Here is a 14,533-nt window from a genome sequence, read left to right as displayed (position 1 = left end):
AACTGGCCGCGCCGTCCGCGACGTTCGCCATGCAGTGGCTCCGGGACCAGTACACGACCGACGAGACCCAGCGTGCCCAGATCACCGGCGTCCCTGTCACCGCCGTCCGCTATCAGGGCATCATCCACGACTTCGTCATGGTCGACGCCCTGCGCGACACACCTTCGTCGTCCGGGACCCGACCAGGTGATGCGGCTACAGGCTGAGCGCGTCCTCCGCGTTGTTCACCCACGGGGTCACGGAGTTCACGTCCGGCGAGACGTACAGCCTGGGCGTCGATGCCCTGAGGGGCGTCTGCTCCAGGTCGGACTGGGTGTTCATGGTCATCTCGATCCAGTCGACGGTCTTCCCGGAGCCGTCGGCGAGCCCGCCCATGAGCCCGGCGTACGCCGACTCGCCCGGTTCCAGCCTGAGCGCGTCCTCCAATGCGGGAGCCGCGCCCCGCTCCGTGGCCGCTCCGTCCAGGTCACCGAAGGTCACGACCGGGTGGCCCAGCGCCCTGCACGCCTTACTCCCCTTGTTGGTGATCTTCAGCAGGTAGCTGCTGGTGGTGGGCTCCGCCAGGGAAGCGGTGAACCGCACGTCGAAGGTGCTGCAGGGGAAGACGTCGAAGTCGGGGTCGGGCGAGCTTTCGCTCGGGGACGCGGACGGCGTCGCCGACCCGGCCGGCCCGGACGGCGTCACGGACGTCGTCGGGGCGGCAGTCGACCCCCCGGCGCTGCCCGCCGCGTCGTCCTCGGACGGGCCGCACGCGGTCAGGGCCAGTCCGGTGACGACGGCGAGGACGACGGCGGCTCTGCGAGCAGTGTTCATGGTGGTGTTCCCCCGAGTGAGAAGCAGTGCTGTGCTGACCAGGAAAAGGTCCCACCAGATCTTCACAGTCCGGTGACAGCGGCTTCCCGAAGTCACCACAGCCGACACAGCGGCTCAGAGGCTCCCGACGATCCGGAGGGCGTCGTCGGTGGCGACGCCGAGGCGGGAGGCGAGGGCGAGGGCGTCGGCGAAGGTGACGGTGAGGGCGAGGGCGAGGTACCGCAGGCCCCGGGAGGTCCGCCAGCGCGGTCAGGCCGGGATTGTCGGCGCCGGAGACTCGACGGGCAGGTCGCTGCTGCCCACTCCCGGCCACACGCCCGGCCCCGAACCCGCCGCGTTCATCCGCCCGGGCGAGCTGTGCCTCACGGCTCGGCCACGTTCCTGCTCTTGGCGTCTCCGCTCCGGTCCGCCGCACCGCCAGCGTCTCCTGTGCAGGGGCGGGCGCCGTGTGGCGCCCGCCCCTGGTGGCACGGTTCGTCCGGTCAGGCGGCCACGGGGTGCGGTGCGGGTGCGGCCAGGCGCCCGGTGCGGTGCAGACCGTGGAGCGCGGCCGCGCAGGCGAGGCCGAGCGCGCACAGGGTGAGCCACGGCAGCGCGGGCATCCCGGCCTCGCGGGCGGCGTCGAGGGCCGCGCCGGTGAGCAGGTTGCCGACGGTGATGCCGACCCCGCAGACGGTGTTGTAGAGCCCGTAGTGCGTGGCGACGAGGCGGTCACCCGAGAGACGGACGATGGTGTCCATCTCGAAGGGGTAGGCGATCATCGTGCCGACCGCAAGCAGCAGCGCGGCCAGCGCCGGCGGTACGGCGGCCAGCGCCCACAGCCCCGTGCCGGACTCCGGCACCGGTACGGCGGTGGCGAGGAGCAGCGGCACGAAGGCGAGCCCCATGATCGCCAAACCGCGGGTCAGTGCCTGACCGGGCTCGTAGCGGGCCTTGCACCATGCGGTCACCCGGGTCTGGCCGAGGATCGTGCTCAGTCCGGAGACGGCGAAGAGCGCCGCAACCGCTGCCGTGCCGAACTCCCCGTCCCCGCCGAGCCGTCGAACCTCCAACGGCAGCGCCAGATAGACCTGGAAGGTGAGGACGTACGAGCCGATCATGGCGCCGGAGAAGAGCAGGAACGGCCGGTTGGCGAGGATGCCGCGCCACTGGGCGAGGACGCTTTCCTGCTCACTGCGGCGGTCCTCGGTGTCTGCCGCCCTGCGGGAGGGCAGCGCGCGGATCTGCACGATCGACAGCAGCGCGAAGATCGCGGCCGCCGCCAGGCAGGTGATGCGGAAGTCCACTCCGGTCAGCACCATGCCCACCAGGGGACCGAGCAGGATGCCGGCCTGGTAGAACACGTTGAACAGGGCGAACGCCTCCACCCGACGTTCCCCCGCGTCCGCGGCGAGATACGCCCGCACCGCCGGGTTGAACAGCGCGCCCGCGAGCCCTGTCGCCGCGGACGCGGCGAGCAGCGCGGGCAGCGAGTCCACCAGGCCGAGCGTCGCGAAGCCCATGGTGCGCAGCACGCATCCGGCGACGATCAGTGGCTTGTAGCCGAGCCGGTCGGCGAGCGTCCCGCCGACCAGGAACATGCCCTGCTGACTGAAGTTCCGTACGCCCAGCACGAGCCCGACCACCCAGCCGGCCAGGCCGAGCGTTCCGGACAGGTGGGCGGCCAGATACGGCATCAGCATGTAGAAACCGAGGTTGATGGTGAACTGGTTCACCATCAACAACTGGACACTGCGCTCGTACGAACGCACCTGTGCGAACGTCCGCTTCACTCGGCGTTCTCCTCGTCCGACTCGGCGGCGAGGGTGAAGGGGTCGACCACATCGGTGCACCGGGTCCAGCGATCGACTTCCTTCTCGTCGACGCGGCCGATGGCCTCGGGTTCCAGGGGTGGTGGTCCGTCGAGCAGCCCGTGCCGGGCGCAGTACTCGTCGTCGTAGACCGTGCCCAGGTAGCGCTGCGGACCGTCCGGGAAGATCGCCGCGATGCGGGCGTCGGCGGGCAGGGTGCGGGCCAGCCAGCCCGCCACCAGCGCCACCGCGCCGACGCTCCAGCCTCCGGTGGCATAGTGCGAGGCCGCGAGCTGGCGACAGGTCCACACCGCCTCGCGCGGGGCGACCCAGTGGACCTCGCTGAAGTTCTCGTACGCCACATTGCGCGGATAGATGCTGGAGCCGAGACCGCGCATCAGCCGTGTCCGCGCCGGCTGGCCGAAAATGGTCGAGCCGATGGTGTCGACGCCGACAATCCGGATCTCCGGGTACAGCTGGCGCAGTACCCGGCCGACGCCGGCCGAGTGCCCGCCGGTGCCCACACTGCACACGAGGACGTCGATGTGTCCCATTTCCCGGGCGAGTTCGAGCGCCAGCGGGGTGTATGCGGTGGTGTTGTCGGGGTTGTTGTACTGGTCCGGGCACCAGGAGCCCGGGTGTTCGCGGAGCAGCTCGGTGACCCGGTCGCGCCGGGCCTGCTGCCAGCCACCGGTCGCACAGGGGTCGGTGACGATGTCGACCTCGGCGCCGTAGACACTCAGCAGGCGCGTCATCGACGGTTCCAGACCCGGGTCGGTGACCAGCGTGACGGGATGGCCGTACACCATCCCCGCCAGGGCCAGTCCGAGGCCGAGGGTGCCGCTGGTGGACTCGATGATCCGTCCGCCGGGGCGCAGGTCGCCACGGGCACGGGCACGCTCGACCATGAAGAGGCCGGGCCGGTCCTTGATACCACCGGGGTTGAAGCCTTCCAGCTTCGCCCAGAAGCCCCGGCCGGCCGGAGCCAGAGGCTCCGAGATCCGCAGCAGCGGCGTGTCCCCCACCAGCGCCGACAGCGCGGAACGACCAGGCGTGACAGCGGTTTTCATCAGTGACTGCATCTCTTTCACTCTCGCTCGAAGAACGCGTGTGCATTGCGCGCGGCAGCCGGTACGGCGACCGGCCACGGGCGAGAGATCTAGATCCGCCACCGACTGGTGCGGGCGAGCGCCGTCCGGCCCGTGCGGGCTCGGCGACGCTCGCGTGGACGGCGAAGCCGCTGCCCCACGCCCCCCAGGGCACCGGCGAATGGCGCCGTCCCGGTGCCGACGGTCCGGGGTTCGGTCACCTGATCGGTGGCACGGAAGGCGTTGTCCGCGCCGCACTCCGCGTCGCCGTGGGGGCCGTGGGGGCCATGCGGTTCATGGGGAATCTGGGGCGGCTCACCGATCGTCGCGGGGGCGGCGGCCGTTGCCATGGCGGCAGGCTGGAGCCGGTCGTTCCCGTCCGTCGGCCCGTTGCCGTGTCCGAGGGCGCACAGAGCGACCACGACGAGCAGGACACCGCGCATCAGGGCGATCAGCCCGCGCAGCCACAAGGCACCGGCCAAGCATTTCGTGGCGTACGAGGGCATACGAGTGTGTGTCGGCACGGGTCCTCCGGGTGAGGAGCGGCAGGCGTGGGTGGGGGCAGGAAGGACGCCGAGTCCTAGACCTGCTGCACCACGGCTGCTCTCAGGGCCCCGGAGGACGAGACGGAGATCTCCGGCCCGCCGGGACCCCGCTCGGGCTCGGCGCGGCCGGACCCGCGCGGTTCGCGAACCGATGCTGCAAAGACAGGCGACGACAGGGCAGGGCCCTGGTACGGCTGCCCGGACACACAGCGTTCGCCCGTATGCGACGGCGCATGGTCGACGGGCCCGCCGTCCGTGAGGGCGGAACGGGACACGGCTCGCGCGTGCACGGCGCCGTGCGACCCTTCGTACGACGCCGCGACGGACACTGCCGCACCGGTCACCAGGTGCGCTCTGGCGCTGTCGGGGGTCGCTCCGTGCAGGAGAACGACACCGAACAGCAGCACGGCGAGGGCCGACAGACGCAGAAGCGGACCCGCACAAGCACGGGCCCGAGATATGCGCCAGGGCGACCACGTCGTAACCACGCCGTGATACTAGCGACTCCTGGACGGTGATCCACCGACTGCCGCAAAAGCGCCTTCAACGAGCCATGCAAATGACCGGTTTGCTTCGGTGAGCATCCCGTGAGTCATCCCGAGGGCCCGTGACGGTCACTCGCAGGTGATCTCGTCACGGGGGACGTAGCGGGTACGGAAGGGTTCCCGCTTCACTTCCCTGCCGTCGTTGTAGAAGACCCGCTCCACGGTGACGGCGAACCCTTCGAGGGGGGTCTGCGGCACGCACGACTCGCCGCTCTTCGTCTTCGTCTCCGGCTCCCTGACGTCGGTGCGCGGCCCCGTGACGGACTTGATCTCGTCGTACTTCTTGGTGCCGAGGAACGTGATGGTCACGGAGGTGTCGGTCGCTTCGGCCTGGATGTAGATGGCGTTGCCGGAGTCGTTCTTGAACCTCAGGTCGAGGCTGCCCCAGGCGACCGTCGCCTCGCGGCCCTCCGGGTAGCGCTCGATGTAGAAGGAGTGGGCGCCGTACTCGACGGGCTTGACCCCGGCGAAGAACATCGCGTTGAAGACGGTGGTGGCCACGGCTGAGACACCACCGCCGGCTGCCTTCGTGAACTCGTCGTTGAGGATGATGACGCCCTCGACGAAGCCGTTGTCCTCGGTGCGTTCGCCGACGGTGCGGTTGAAGCTCCAGGTCTCGTCCGGCATGACGAGGGAGCCGTTGATGAGTTCGGCGGCCCGGCCGATGTTCTTGACCCGGTAGGGGGCCGGGTCGAAGTTGACGGTGAAGGAGGACATCTTCTCCTTCAGCCCCAGCTGTGCGGCGTTGGCGCGGGTCAGTTCCGGCTGGATCTGCCGGATGGCCAGCTCGCCGGTGCGGGCGGCGGTGCCGGACTTGGTGAGCAGCGGCATCACGGCCTTGGCCAGCGCCTTGTCGGTGACCTCCCGGCCGGGTGTGCCGTCGGCGGCGACCACGACCTGGTCGCCGTTGAGCCGGAACCTGGCGTTCTGGGGCTTGGTGGTCACGTCCGCCAGAGGCCGGGCGACCGCGCGGTCGGCGAGCAGGCCCTTGGCGTCGAGCTTCGGAGTGAGGCTGCCCTTGCTGTCCGGCCGCATGGTGAGGTACTCGCCCAGCACGGCGGGACTGATGGTGAACTTTGTGTCACCGGCCGTGAGGGTGACGGGTGCCGACATGGCCGGCTGCGCGAACTCGCGCAGTGCCCGCCGTGTCTCGTCGGCGGAGACCTTGGGCTCGGTCTCGCGGGCGGGAAGAACAGTGACGGAGCCGGCCCCACCGCGCAGGAACGCGTCGCGCAGAGGGCCGACCGCGGCGTCCACATCGAGGGCGTATCCGGTGCGTGCGGCCACCTGGGTGACGTGACCGTCGTCGAAGGTGACGGCGCCGTCGCGGACCTTCTGGTCGAGATTCTTCGCCAGCTTGCCGAGCGCGCGTCGGGCCTTGTCCTCGTCGACGCGCACCACCGGCTCGATTTCTCCCCCGGAGCGGAACAGCCCGCCGATCACGCTGAACGGATCGGCGCCGACGCGGGCCGCCTGGTCGATGGTCCGCGGGATGTCGAGGGTGATTCCGGCCTGCCGCGGGTCGACCGTGCCCTGGCGCTCTCCGACCTTCACCGCCATGTCCCTCGAGGCGGTGGCGGCCAGCTGCTGCTCCAGTTTCCGGGTGGCTTCCTCGCGGGTCAGGCCGCCGATGTCCACACCGCGCACCGTCGTCCCCGCGTCGATCTCGCCGCCCGTGAGCAGCAGCCCGGTCAGGTACATGCCTCCGACACCGACGGTGAGAGCGCCGCCGGCCAGGGCTACGGGCGAGAGGGAGGCTATTTGACGGCGCATGAGGCTCCGGGGGAGATCGATACGACGGTCCGCCTGATGGCGCATTGCCGTGTGCGTGCGATGTCAATTCAGTGTCCTGTCACTGGGCGCCACATGTGTATGTCCCAAGTCACGCCGGACGGCCCGCGCGGCCCCGGACGACGGCGGGCGGGGGTGGGCGAGAGGCCCGTAGTCCTACGGGGCTGTGCCGCCGGTCAGCTCGAGCCACGCTGTACGCCGCGCTGTGATGCCGCGTGTGGCATCGACCACACCCTCGCTTCACAGCGGGGGGAAATACCCCTAGGGGGTATAACGTAGCGTCGTAGGGAGCCAGGGAGACCAGGCGTCCCGCAAGCTCACCCGCGCGCTCACACCGAGGAAGAAGCCATGACCGACCAGACGAAGTCCACCTCCGGCTCCTGCTGCGGCGGGAGCTCCTGCGGCTCCGGCGCCGCGGCCGATGTGCAGACCATCGGGATCACCGCGGTCTACAAGGTGTCCGGCATGACCTGCGGCCACTGCGAGGGCGCGGTCTCGAAGGAGATCTCCGCCCTGGACGGCGTGACCACGGTCCAGGCCGTCGCCAAGACCGGCGAGGTCACCGTCACCTCCGCCACCCCGCTCGACGAAGAGGCCGTCCGCGCAGCCGTCGACGAAGCCGGCTACGAGCTCGTCGGCCGCGCCTGACGCTCCGGGCCCACCCGAGCGATCTCTCGGTCGGGATTGTCCACGTTGGCGTCCGCCAAACTCCGTCAGGAAAGCAGGATCGGGAGAAACGCCAGGTCAATACGCGTTTCGCGGTCCTTCGGGAGATCTGGCACTGATGGGATCACCTGCCGCCGATCACCCATCGGGGCCGCTCATGCCCCCCATTCGTTGCGCCGAACTCGATCGAGTCAGGCCCGCGTAGCGGTGGGCGAGTCCGCCGGGGAGCAGGTACTCGGCCAGTAGGTTGCCTGCGCGGTGGGACGGCAACCCCATGTCGTGCAGGAGCTCGTCGGCACAGTGGATGTCGTAGGGGCCGAAGTCGTAGCCGCCGGAGCCCGGCAGGACCTGTTCCTGCCAGGCCAGGCGGGCGTCGATGGTGTTCTGCATCTCCTGCTCGCCTGGGGTGGTGCGCAGCGTCGCCCGGAAATGGCGGGTCAGCCAGTGGGCCGTGAGTTCCATGCCCATGATGTTGTTGAAGACCTGCCGGAAACCGACGAACCCCAGCCGGTCGGCGTCGGGTGGCACGATGCCTCGGTAGAGCCGCAGCCGCCCGGCGGAATCGTGCACCGGCACTCTCCGATCCAGGAACGGGAAGACCTTGTGGTGACCCGTGGCGAACACGATGACGTCCGCGGTCACTTCCTCGCCGGTCGCCAGTCGCAGTCCCTGCTCGGTGTACGCCTCGACCGCGCTGACCTTGGGGGCGATCAGGCCATGGCGGACGGCCTGCACGTAGCCGCGTGGCATCACGCCCGCGTGGGCCAGGTGGAAGGGGAGCGCTCGGGCGGGTCGCAGGTGCTTCGGCAGCCGGTAGAGCCCGGTGGAGAACAGCATGTCGTGGGTGATGAGCCACCACAGAGCCCGTTTGACCCGCTCGTCGATGCGGTCGATCGCACGGATGCAGGCCGGATCGTGGTAGCGGGGCAGGAGTGCCTCGCCCAACCGGGTGAACAGGATCCACTTGTAGCCGACCAGACCGAGCAGGAGCCGCTCGGGAACCATCCAGTTCACCTTGCGCTGCACAAGGGTGGCCGAGGTCGCCTCGTGTGCGGCGCGGGTGATCAGATCCAACGCGGACTTGCCGCCACCCACGACGACCACGCGCCGGCCGGAGAATGTCCCGGCCCGCACCTCGTTGGAATGCAGCACGAGGCCGCGGAACGAATCACGCCCGGGTAACTCGGGCAGGTGGGCATGGTGATGAGCTCCGCTGGCGACGACGACGTAGTCGAATCGTTCGCGCTGAACCTCCGCTGTCTTCTCCCCCGCGGGCCGTGAGTCGATCCACCAGCCGCAGGCGCCCACCCGCCCAGCTCCCTCCACCGGCCGGATGGAGACCACCTCGGTGCCGAGTCGGACGCAGTCCAGCACACCGAAGGTCTCGGCGTAGTTCTCCAGGTAGCGTTGCGTGTCCACCGCGCCGGCGAAGTGCAGGCGGTTGGGAAGGTCCGCGAACTCGAAGAGGCGGCGGCTGGCCTGGTTGGCCAGCCCGTCATAGCAGCCTCCCGATGACCAGGTCCCGCCGACCTGCTGGTACTTGTCGAAGACGGTGACGTCGAAGCCATTCTCCAACAGCACCTTGGCGCTGACGATTCCCCCGGGGCCGGCCCCGACAACACACGCCCTCATCAGCTGTCACTCTCCTTGCGCGATCAACGCAGCCGGCTCGCTCATCATCCCGGTTGTAGACCCCTGTGCCCAGCGCATGGCCAGGGTCCTTCGCCCTGGGCCTTTCCACATCCGGGCGAGGGAAGTTGAACGCAGGACCCGTCCGGCACGATGACCTCGACGGCCTGTCAGCCTGCCAGCCGCGCTTTCCAGATCTCCTCGCTGCGCCATTGCTGGGCCCACTCAGCGGGAACTTCTGTGTAGTCCAGGTGTGCGGACCGGGGTGCCTGAACCTCAACCAGGTCCTCAACGATGAAACCGGACGACCGAAGCAGACGAAACATCTCGCCATGCGGCAGGATGAACTGCACGTGATCCCCCCAGTCCAGCCGTGTCAGGCCAAATTGTGCGCGAGACAGGGTGGTGGATACCGACCCTTCGGGCCGTACGCACAGCGCGAACAACGGTGAGTAGCGCATGAACACCAGATGGCCTCCAGGAACGAGAAGCCGGGCCGCCTCCAGGATCCACTGATAGGGGTCGCACCACAACGAGGCGCCATACTCGCTGATCACGGCATCGGTGCGCTCAGCGACCGTCCCGACCGATCCGGTCGCCGCGTAGATCAGGTCGATCAGGCCAGGGGAGGCTGCACCCAAGGCGCGAGGCGTTCGCCAGCGGCCGGCTCCCGCCAGTATCGGAAAACGGTGCCCTCGACTATGTCGAGCTGCCCGGCAGCGATCAAGCAGGAGGCCCGATCCGGGCCGCCCGCGTCCGCTTCGAAGGCAAGGACGACTGGCGGCGTCTCCCCGACCTGGCCGGCCACCAGCTGCACCTCGGGCGCCGTCGGGGCGCGGAAGACCGGATCGTGGAAGCTGGCCGGGCACCTGACCAAGACCGGGTCGGCGAAGACCAGTTCCAAGTGATGTGCGTACGAGATGTCGTGCCCAGCACCCAGGCGCAACCGGCCCGCGTTCCACTCCACAACGTCCCAGTCCCACCAGGACCCTTCGGGAAGCTGGACCACCATGTGGCCGTCGCTCATGCTCCGGACTCCGGGGCGACGAGCCCGAAACGCTCCGCGTCTGCCTGGAAGAGCACCGAGACTCCCTGCTCGGTCAGCGACTCCATGAAGCGCACCAAATCCACCGAAGCTCCCTTGGGCCCGAAATCGAACAGTCAGCAAAGCCACCCAGCCGTCACCGCCGCCTGCTTGGCGGCTTGGAGCCGCGAGGCGTCCACCTCCAGGGTGATCTCGCTCAGCCCAGGAAGCTCAGTCGAACCTGACGGTTGACGTTATCCCTGTTCGTGTCGACCAGGCACACCGACTGCCATGTCCCCAGCGCGAGTCGGCCGTCGAGGACGGGCAGGGTGGCGTGGGGCGGGACGATGGCCGGGAGGACGTGGTCGCGGCCGTGGCCGGGGCTGCCGTGACGGTGCTGCCAGCGGTCGTCGGCGGGGAGGAGGGTGTGCAGGGCGGCGAGGAGGTCGTCGTCGCTGCCGGCGCCTGTCTCGATGACGGCGATGCCCGCGGTGGCGTGGGGGACGAACACGTTCAGCAGGCCGTCGCGGCCGGCCGCCGCCTCCCGCAGGAAGGTCTCGCAGTCGCGGGTGAGATCGACGACCCGCTCCCTGGATCCGGAAGCGATGTGCAGGACATGGGTGGTGAAGGCATCGGACATGCCTCCATCCTGACTCATGGCCCGGCTCCCGCTGGCTCATGGCCCGGTTCCCGTGGGGACGTGCGGGAAGATCCAGGCCCCCCGCACCGTTGGTAGAAGCGTGAACAACTTGCGCGAGGTCGAGGTCGTCGTCATAGGCGCCGGGCAGGCCGGGCTGTCCAGCGCCTACCACCTGCGCCGCACCGGGTTCATGCCCGAGCGCGACTTCGTGGTGCTGGACCACTCCCCCGGGCCGGGCGGCGCATGGCAGTTCCGGTGGGCGTCGCTGACGTACGGGAAGGTGCACGGGATGCACTCCCTGCCGGGCATGGAGCTGACCGGAGCCGACCCCGCGCGGCCCTCGTCGGAGGTCATCGCCGAGTACTTCGACGCCTACGAGCGCGCCTTCGACCTGCGGGTGCGGCGCCCCGTCGACGTACGGGCGGTGCGTGAGGGCGGTGGCGGGCGGCTGCTCGTGGAGACCTCGGACGGTACGTGGTCGACGCGGGCGCTGATCAACGCGACCGGGACCTGGGACCGGCCGTTCTGGCCGCGCTATCCGGGGCAGGAGACCTTCCGTGGCCGGCAGCTGCACACCGCGCGGTATCCGGGGCCGCGGGCGTTCGCCGGTCAGCGGGTCGTCGTGGTGGGGGGTGGGGCGTCCGGGACCCAGCATCTGCTGGAGATCGCCCCGTACGCGGCCGCCACCACGTGGGTGACGCGACGTCCGCCCGTCTTCCGCGAGGGGCCGTTCGACGAGGGCGCCGGGCGTGCCGCGGTCGCGCTGGTGGAGGAGCGAGTGCGCCAGGGGCTGCCGCCCAGGAGCGTGGTGTCGGTGACCGGGCTGCCGCTGAACGACGCGATCCGGCAGGGGCTGGCGGACGGGGTCCTCGACCGGCTGCCGATGTTCGACCGGATCACCCCGGACGGGGTGGAGTGGGACGACGGGCGGCGGGTTGACGCCGATGTGATCGTCTGGGCGACCGGCTTCCGGCCGTCCATCGACCACCTCGCGCCACTGCGGCTGCGCGAGCCGGGCGGCGGGATCCGGGTCGAGGGCACCCGCGCGGTCGCCGACCCCCGGATCCACCTGGTGGGCTACGGCCCCTCGGCGAGCACGATCGGCGCCAACCGGGCAGGCCGCGCGGCGGTACGGGACATCAGGCGGCTGCTGGCCACGACCGACGGGCGCGCCGGGGAACGCCCGGCCCCGGTCGCCGCCTGACGGGCCGCCGGCTCACTTGGCCGCGGACTCGCTCTGCCGCTGGTTTCGGTTGAACTCGGCGACGTTGCGCTGGTGTTCCGCGTAGTCGGCGGTGAAGCGGGTGTCGCCCGGCTTGACGGTGACGAAGTACAGCCAGTCGCCCGGCGTCGGGCTGATCGCGGCCTTCATGGCGTCCTCACCGGGATTGGCGATCGGCGTCGGCGGCAGGCCCATGCGCTGGTACGAGTTGTAGGGGCTGTCGATCCGGGTGTCGGCCTCGGTCGTCCGGAGCGTGGAGCGGTTGAGCGCGTAGTTGATGGTGGAGTCCATCTGCAGCGGCATGCCACGCTCCAGCCGGTTGAAGACGACCCGCGCCACCTTGCCCATCTCGGCCTTGGTGGCGGCCTCGGCCTGGACGATGCTCGCGACGGTGACGGCCTGGTAGACGTTCATGGCGTTGCGCTGCGCGCCCGCGGTGATGGGTGCTTTGTTGAACTTCTTGTTGGCGGTGTCGACCATGTAGGTCAGCAGCGACTCGGGCGTCGCCTTCTTGTCGAGCGGATAGGTGGCCGGGAAGAGGTATCCCTCGGGGTTGCCCTCGGCGTCGTTGGGCAGTTTCAGACCGGCCTTGGGCAGTGCCTTCCTGGTGGTGCCGGCGGGCAGGGCGAGCGCCTTGTCGACGGCCTCGTAGACCTGCCCGGCGCGCCAGCCCTCCGGGATCACCAGGGCGGTCGGCTCCTTCTTCTCGGGTCCGCTGTCCAGGCTCAGCAGCGGCACCGCCACGGCGGTGCCGGCCACGACGGCCCCGGTCGCGACGAGGACGATACGGCCCCGGCGCGTCAGTCGAATCGTGCTCCGTGGCGGAGTGTTCATCTGCATGTGGGCACGTTAACCCGCATACCACCGCAAACCCGGCATATCTTCATCTCGTCGGCTCCAGTCGGGAGGGAGCCTCATCCGGTCGGACCTCCACCGGGGGATCCAGTCGCGCGTCCTTGCGCACCAGCGCCGCGTACCGCCCGTCCCGGGCGAGCAGTTCCTGGTGCGAGCCCCGCTCGGCCACGCGACCGGAGTCGAGGACCACGATCTGGTCGGCGTCGCGAACGGTGGAGAGCCGGTGGGCGATGGTGAGGGTGGTGCGGTTGGCCGACAGGGCGTCGATGGCCTCCTGCACGGCCTGCTCAGTACGGGTGTCCAGGGCACTGGTGGCCTCGTCGAGGATGAGCACCGGCGGGTCGCGCAGGATGGTGCGGGCGATGGCCAGGCGCTGCTTCTCCCCGCCGGAGAAGCGGTGGCCGCGCTCGCCGACGACCGTGTCGTACCCGTCGGGCAGCGACGCGACGTGGTCGTGGATCTGGGCCGCCCGCGCGGCCGCGTACAGCTCCTCGTCGGTGGCCTCCGGCTTGGCGAAGCGCAGGTTGTCGGCGACCGAGGCGTGGAAGAGGTACGTCTCCTGGGAGACGACGCCGACGGCGCGCGCGAGGGTGTCGAAGTCCAGGTCACGCACATCGACCCCGTCGAGGGTCACCCGGCCGCCCGTCACGTCGTACAGCCGCGGCACCAGGCAGCCCAGCGTGGACTTGCCCGCGCCGGTCGGGCCTACGACGGCCAGGCTGCCGCCGGCGGGCACGGTGAGGTCGATGCCGTCGAGGACGGGGCCGCCCTTGCCGTCGTAGCCGAACGTGACGTCCTCGAAGCGGACCTCGCCCTTGATCCGGTCGAGGTGGACCGGGCGCTCCGGCTCGGTGATGTCGATGGGCAGGTCGAGGTACTCGAAGATGCGCTGGAAGAGGGCGAGCGAGGTCTGGATCTGCACGCCGGTCGACAGCAGGCTGACGGTCGGGCGGAACAGGCCCTGCTGGAGCGAGACGAAGGCGACGATCGTGCCCAGTGAGACGTCCGGGCCGCCGAATTGGAGGGCCATGCCGGCGGTCCAGTAGATGACGGCCGGCATCGCGGCCATGACGATGGTGATCACGGCCATGCGCCAGCGGCCGGCCATGTTCGACTTCACTTCCAGGGCGACCAGGCGCTCGGACTCGTCGGCGAAGGACGCGGTGAGGGAGTCGGCGCGGCCCATGGTGCGGCCGAGGAGGATGCCGCTGACCGACAGCGACTCGGTGACCGTGGCGGCCATCGCGGCCATCTGCTGCTGGCGTTGGGTGGTGATCCTCTTGCGCTCCCTGCCGACACGGCGGCTGATCCACACGAAGACCGGCAGCAGGAGCAGGGAGACGACGGTCAGGCGCCAGTCGAGGACGACCATCGCGACGATGGTGGCGACCACGCTGGTGAAGTTGGAGACCAGCGAGGTGGCGGTGGAGGTGACGGTGGCCTGCATGCCGCCGATGTCGTTGGCGATGCGGGACTGCACCTCGCCGGTACGCGTGCGCGTGAAGAACGCGAGCGACATGCGCTGCAGTCGGCCGTAGACGGCGGTGCGCAGGTCGTGCATCACGCGCTGGCCGACCGTCGTGGAGATCAGGGTCTGCAGGACGCCGAAGACGCTGGTGAGGACGGCGCTCAGGATCATGCCGAGGGCCAGCAGGCTCAGCAGGCCGGTGCGTCCCTCGGGGATGGCGACGTCCAGGGTCTCCTTCAGCAGGAAGGGGGTGGCGACCGAGACGAGCGAGGAGGCGCCCACCAGCAGGCCGACGACGGCGAGGCGCCCGCGGTAGGGGCGGAAGAGCCTCAGGATGCGGCGCACCTGCCGGGGCTGCTCCTGTGCGTCGGCGGGCGGGGTCCAGGACTGTTCGTGGTCGGGATGCATGGGCTCCTACGGGGGTGGGCGGCGCCGGCGGTGCGGGACCCGGGGTCCG

General features: G+C 70.0%; 13 protein-coding genes and 1 pseudogene. 3 read left to right on the top strand and 11 right to left on the bottom strand.

The window, feature by feature from the left end; translation table 11 throughout:
- Positions 1-29: 29 nt before the first annotated feature.
- A pseudogene (locus ACH5AC_RS28895) lies at positions 30-206 on the top strand (hypothetical protein); the annotation flags it as partial.
- Here the strand turns inward: ACH5AC_RS28895 and ACH5AC_RS28890 are convergent.
- From ACH5AC_RS28890 to ACH5AC_RS28870, 5 genes are all read right to left on the bottom strand, one after another.
- Positions 196-813, bottom strand: coding sequence for a DUF4232 domain-containing protein (locus ACH5AC_RS28890; protein WP_398865121.1), 618 nt, complete (start codon positions 811-813; stop codon positions 196-198). The pseudogene ACH5AC_RS28895 and the gene ACH5AC_RS28890 sit on opposite strands and share 11 nt — an antisense overlap.
- Before the next feature lie 482 nt (positions 814-1,295).
- Positions 1,296-2,531, bottom strand: a complete 1,236-nt coding sequence (locus ACH5AC_RS28885) for an MFS transporter (RefSeq protein WP_398865232.1) — start codon at positions 2,529-2,531, stop codon at positions 1,296-1,298.
- 50 nt (positions 2,532-2,581) lie between these two features.
- Positions 2,582-3,673, bottom strand: coding sequence for a PLP-dependent cysteine synthase family protein (locus tag ACH5AC_RS28880; protein WP_398865120.1), 1,092 nt, complete (start codon positions 3,671-3,673; stop codon positions 2,582-2,584).
- 89 nt (positions 3,674-3,762) lie between these two features.
- Complete coding sequence (locus ACH5AC_RS28875; RefSeq protein ID WP_398865119.1) at positions 3,763-4,173, bottom strand: hypothetical protein; 411 nt, start codon at positions 4,171-4,173, stop codon at positions 3,763-3,765.
- Between the two features lie 677 nt (positions 4,174-4,850).
- Entirely contained in the window at positions 4,851-6,554 is a 1,704-nt protein-coding gene (locus ACH5AC_RS28870) for a VanW family protein (protein WP_398865118.1), read from the bottom strand.
- A 366-nt stretch (positions 6,555-6,920) separates the two neighbouring features.
- Here ACH5AC_RS28870 and ACH5AC_RS28865 point away from each other — a divergent pair, with 366 nt between their 5' ends.
- Positions 6,921-7,220, top strand: coding sequence for a heavy-metal-associated domain-containing protein (locus ACH5AC_RS28865; RefSeq protein ID WP_398865117.1), 300 nt, complete (start codon positions 6,921-6,923; stop codon positions 7,218-7,220).
- 156 nt (positions 7,221-7,376) lie between these two features.
- Here the strand turns inward: ACH5AC_RS28865 and ACH5AC_RS28860 are convergent, their stop codons facing one another.
- From ACH5AC_RS28860 to ACH5AC_RS28845, 4 genes are all read right to left on the bottom strand, one after another.
- Positions 7,377-8,870, bottom strand: coding sequence for a flavin-containing monooxygenase (locus ACH5AC_RS28860; protein WP_398865116.1), 1,494 nt, complete (start codon positions 8,868-8,870; stop codon positions 7,377-7,379).
- Between the two features lie 167 nt (positions 8,871-9,037).
- Positions 9,038-9,508 carry a hypothetical protein gene (locus ACH5AC_RS28855; RefSeq protein ID WP_398865115.1) on the bottom strand — a complete coding sequence of 157 codons (471 nt, stop codon included), beginning with the start codon at positions 9,506-9,508 and terminating at the stop codon, positions 9,038-9,040.
- Positions 9,484-9,894 (bottom strand): hypothetical protein, encoded by a 411-nt coding sequence (locus tag ACH5AC_RS28850; protein WP_398865114.1) that lies wholly within the window; start codon positions 9,892-9,894, stop codon positions 9,484-9,486. Before ACH5AC_RS28850 ends, ACH5AC_RS28855 begins: the two co-directional genes overlap by 25 nt.
- A 214-nt stretch (positions 9,895-10,108) precedes the next feature.
- On the bottom strand, positions 10,109-10,531 hold the full coding sequence (locus ACH5AC_RS28845) for a secondary thiamine-phosphate synthase enzyme YjbQ (RefSeq protein WP_398865113.1): 423 nt from the start codon (positions 10,529-10,531) through the stop codon (positions 10,109-10,111).
- 100 nt (positions 10,532-10,631) lie between these two features.
- Between ACH5AC_RS28845 and ACH5AC_RS28840 the strand changes: the two genes are divergently transcribed.
- Complete coding sequence (locus tag ACH5AC_RS28840) at positions 10,632-11,735, top strand: NAD(P)-binding domain-containing protein (RefSeq protein ID WP_398865112.1); 1,104 nt, start codon at positions 10,632-10,634, stop codon at positions 11,733-11,735.
- A 12-nt stretch (positions 11,736-11,747) separates the two neighbouring features.
- Here the strand turns inward: ACH5AC_RS28840 and mltG are convergent, their stop codons facing one another.
- Both mltG and ACH5AC_RS28830 read right to left on the bottom strand, forming a co-directional pair.
- Positions 11,748-12,593 carry an endolytic transglycosylase MltG gene (gene mltG / locus ACH5AC_RS28835; RefSeq protein ID WP_398865111.1) on the bottom strand — a complete coding sequence of 282 codons (846 nt, stop codon included), beginning with the start codon at positions 12,591-12,593 and terminating at the stop codon, positions 11,748-11,750.
- 43 nt (positions 12,594-12,636) lie between these two features.
- Complete coding sequence (locus ACH5AC_RS28830; protein WP_398865110.1) at positions 12,637-14,484, bottom strand: ABC transporter ATP-binding protein; 1,848 nt, start codon at positions 14,482-14,484, stop codon at positions 12,637-12,639.
- Positions 14,485-14,533 lie beyond the last annotated feature (49 nt).

Origin of the sequence: Streptomyces sp. NPDC018693, assembly GCF_044391385.1 — a bacterium.
Taxonomy (GTDB): domain Bacteria; phylum Actinomycetota; class Actinomycetes; order Streptomycetales; family Streptomycetaceae; genus Streptomyces.
The sequence above is the reverse complement of the archived record's forward strand: the minus strand, read 5'-3'. Positions and strand labels throughout refer to the sequence as shown.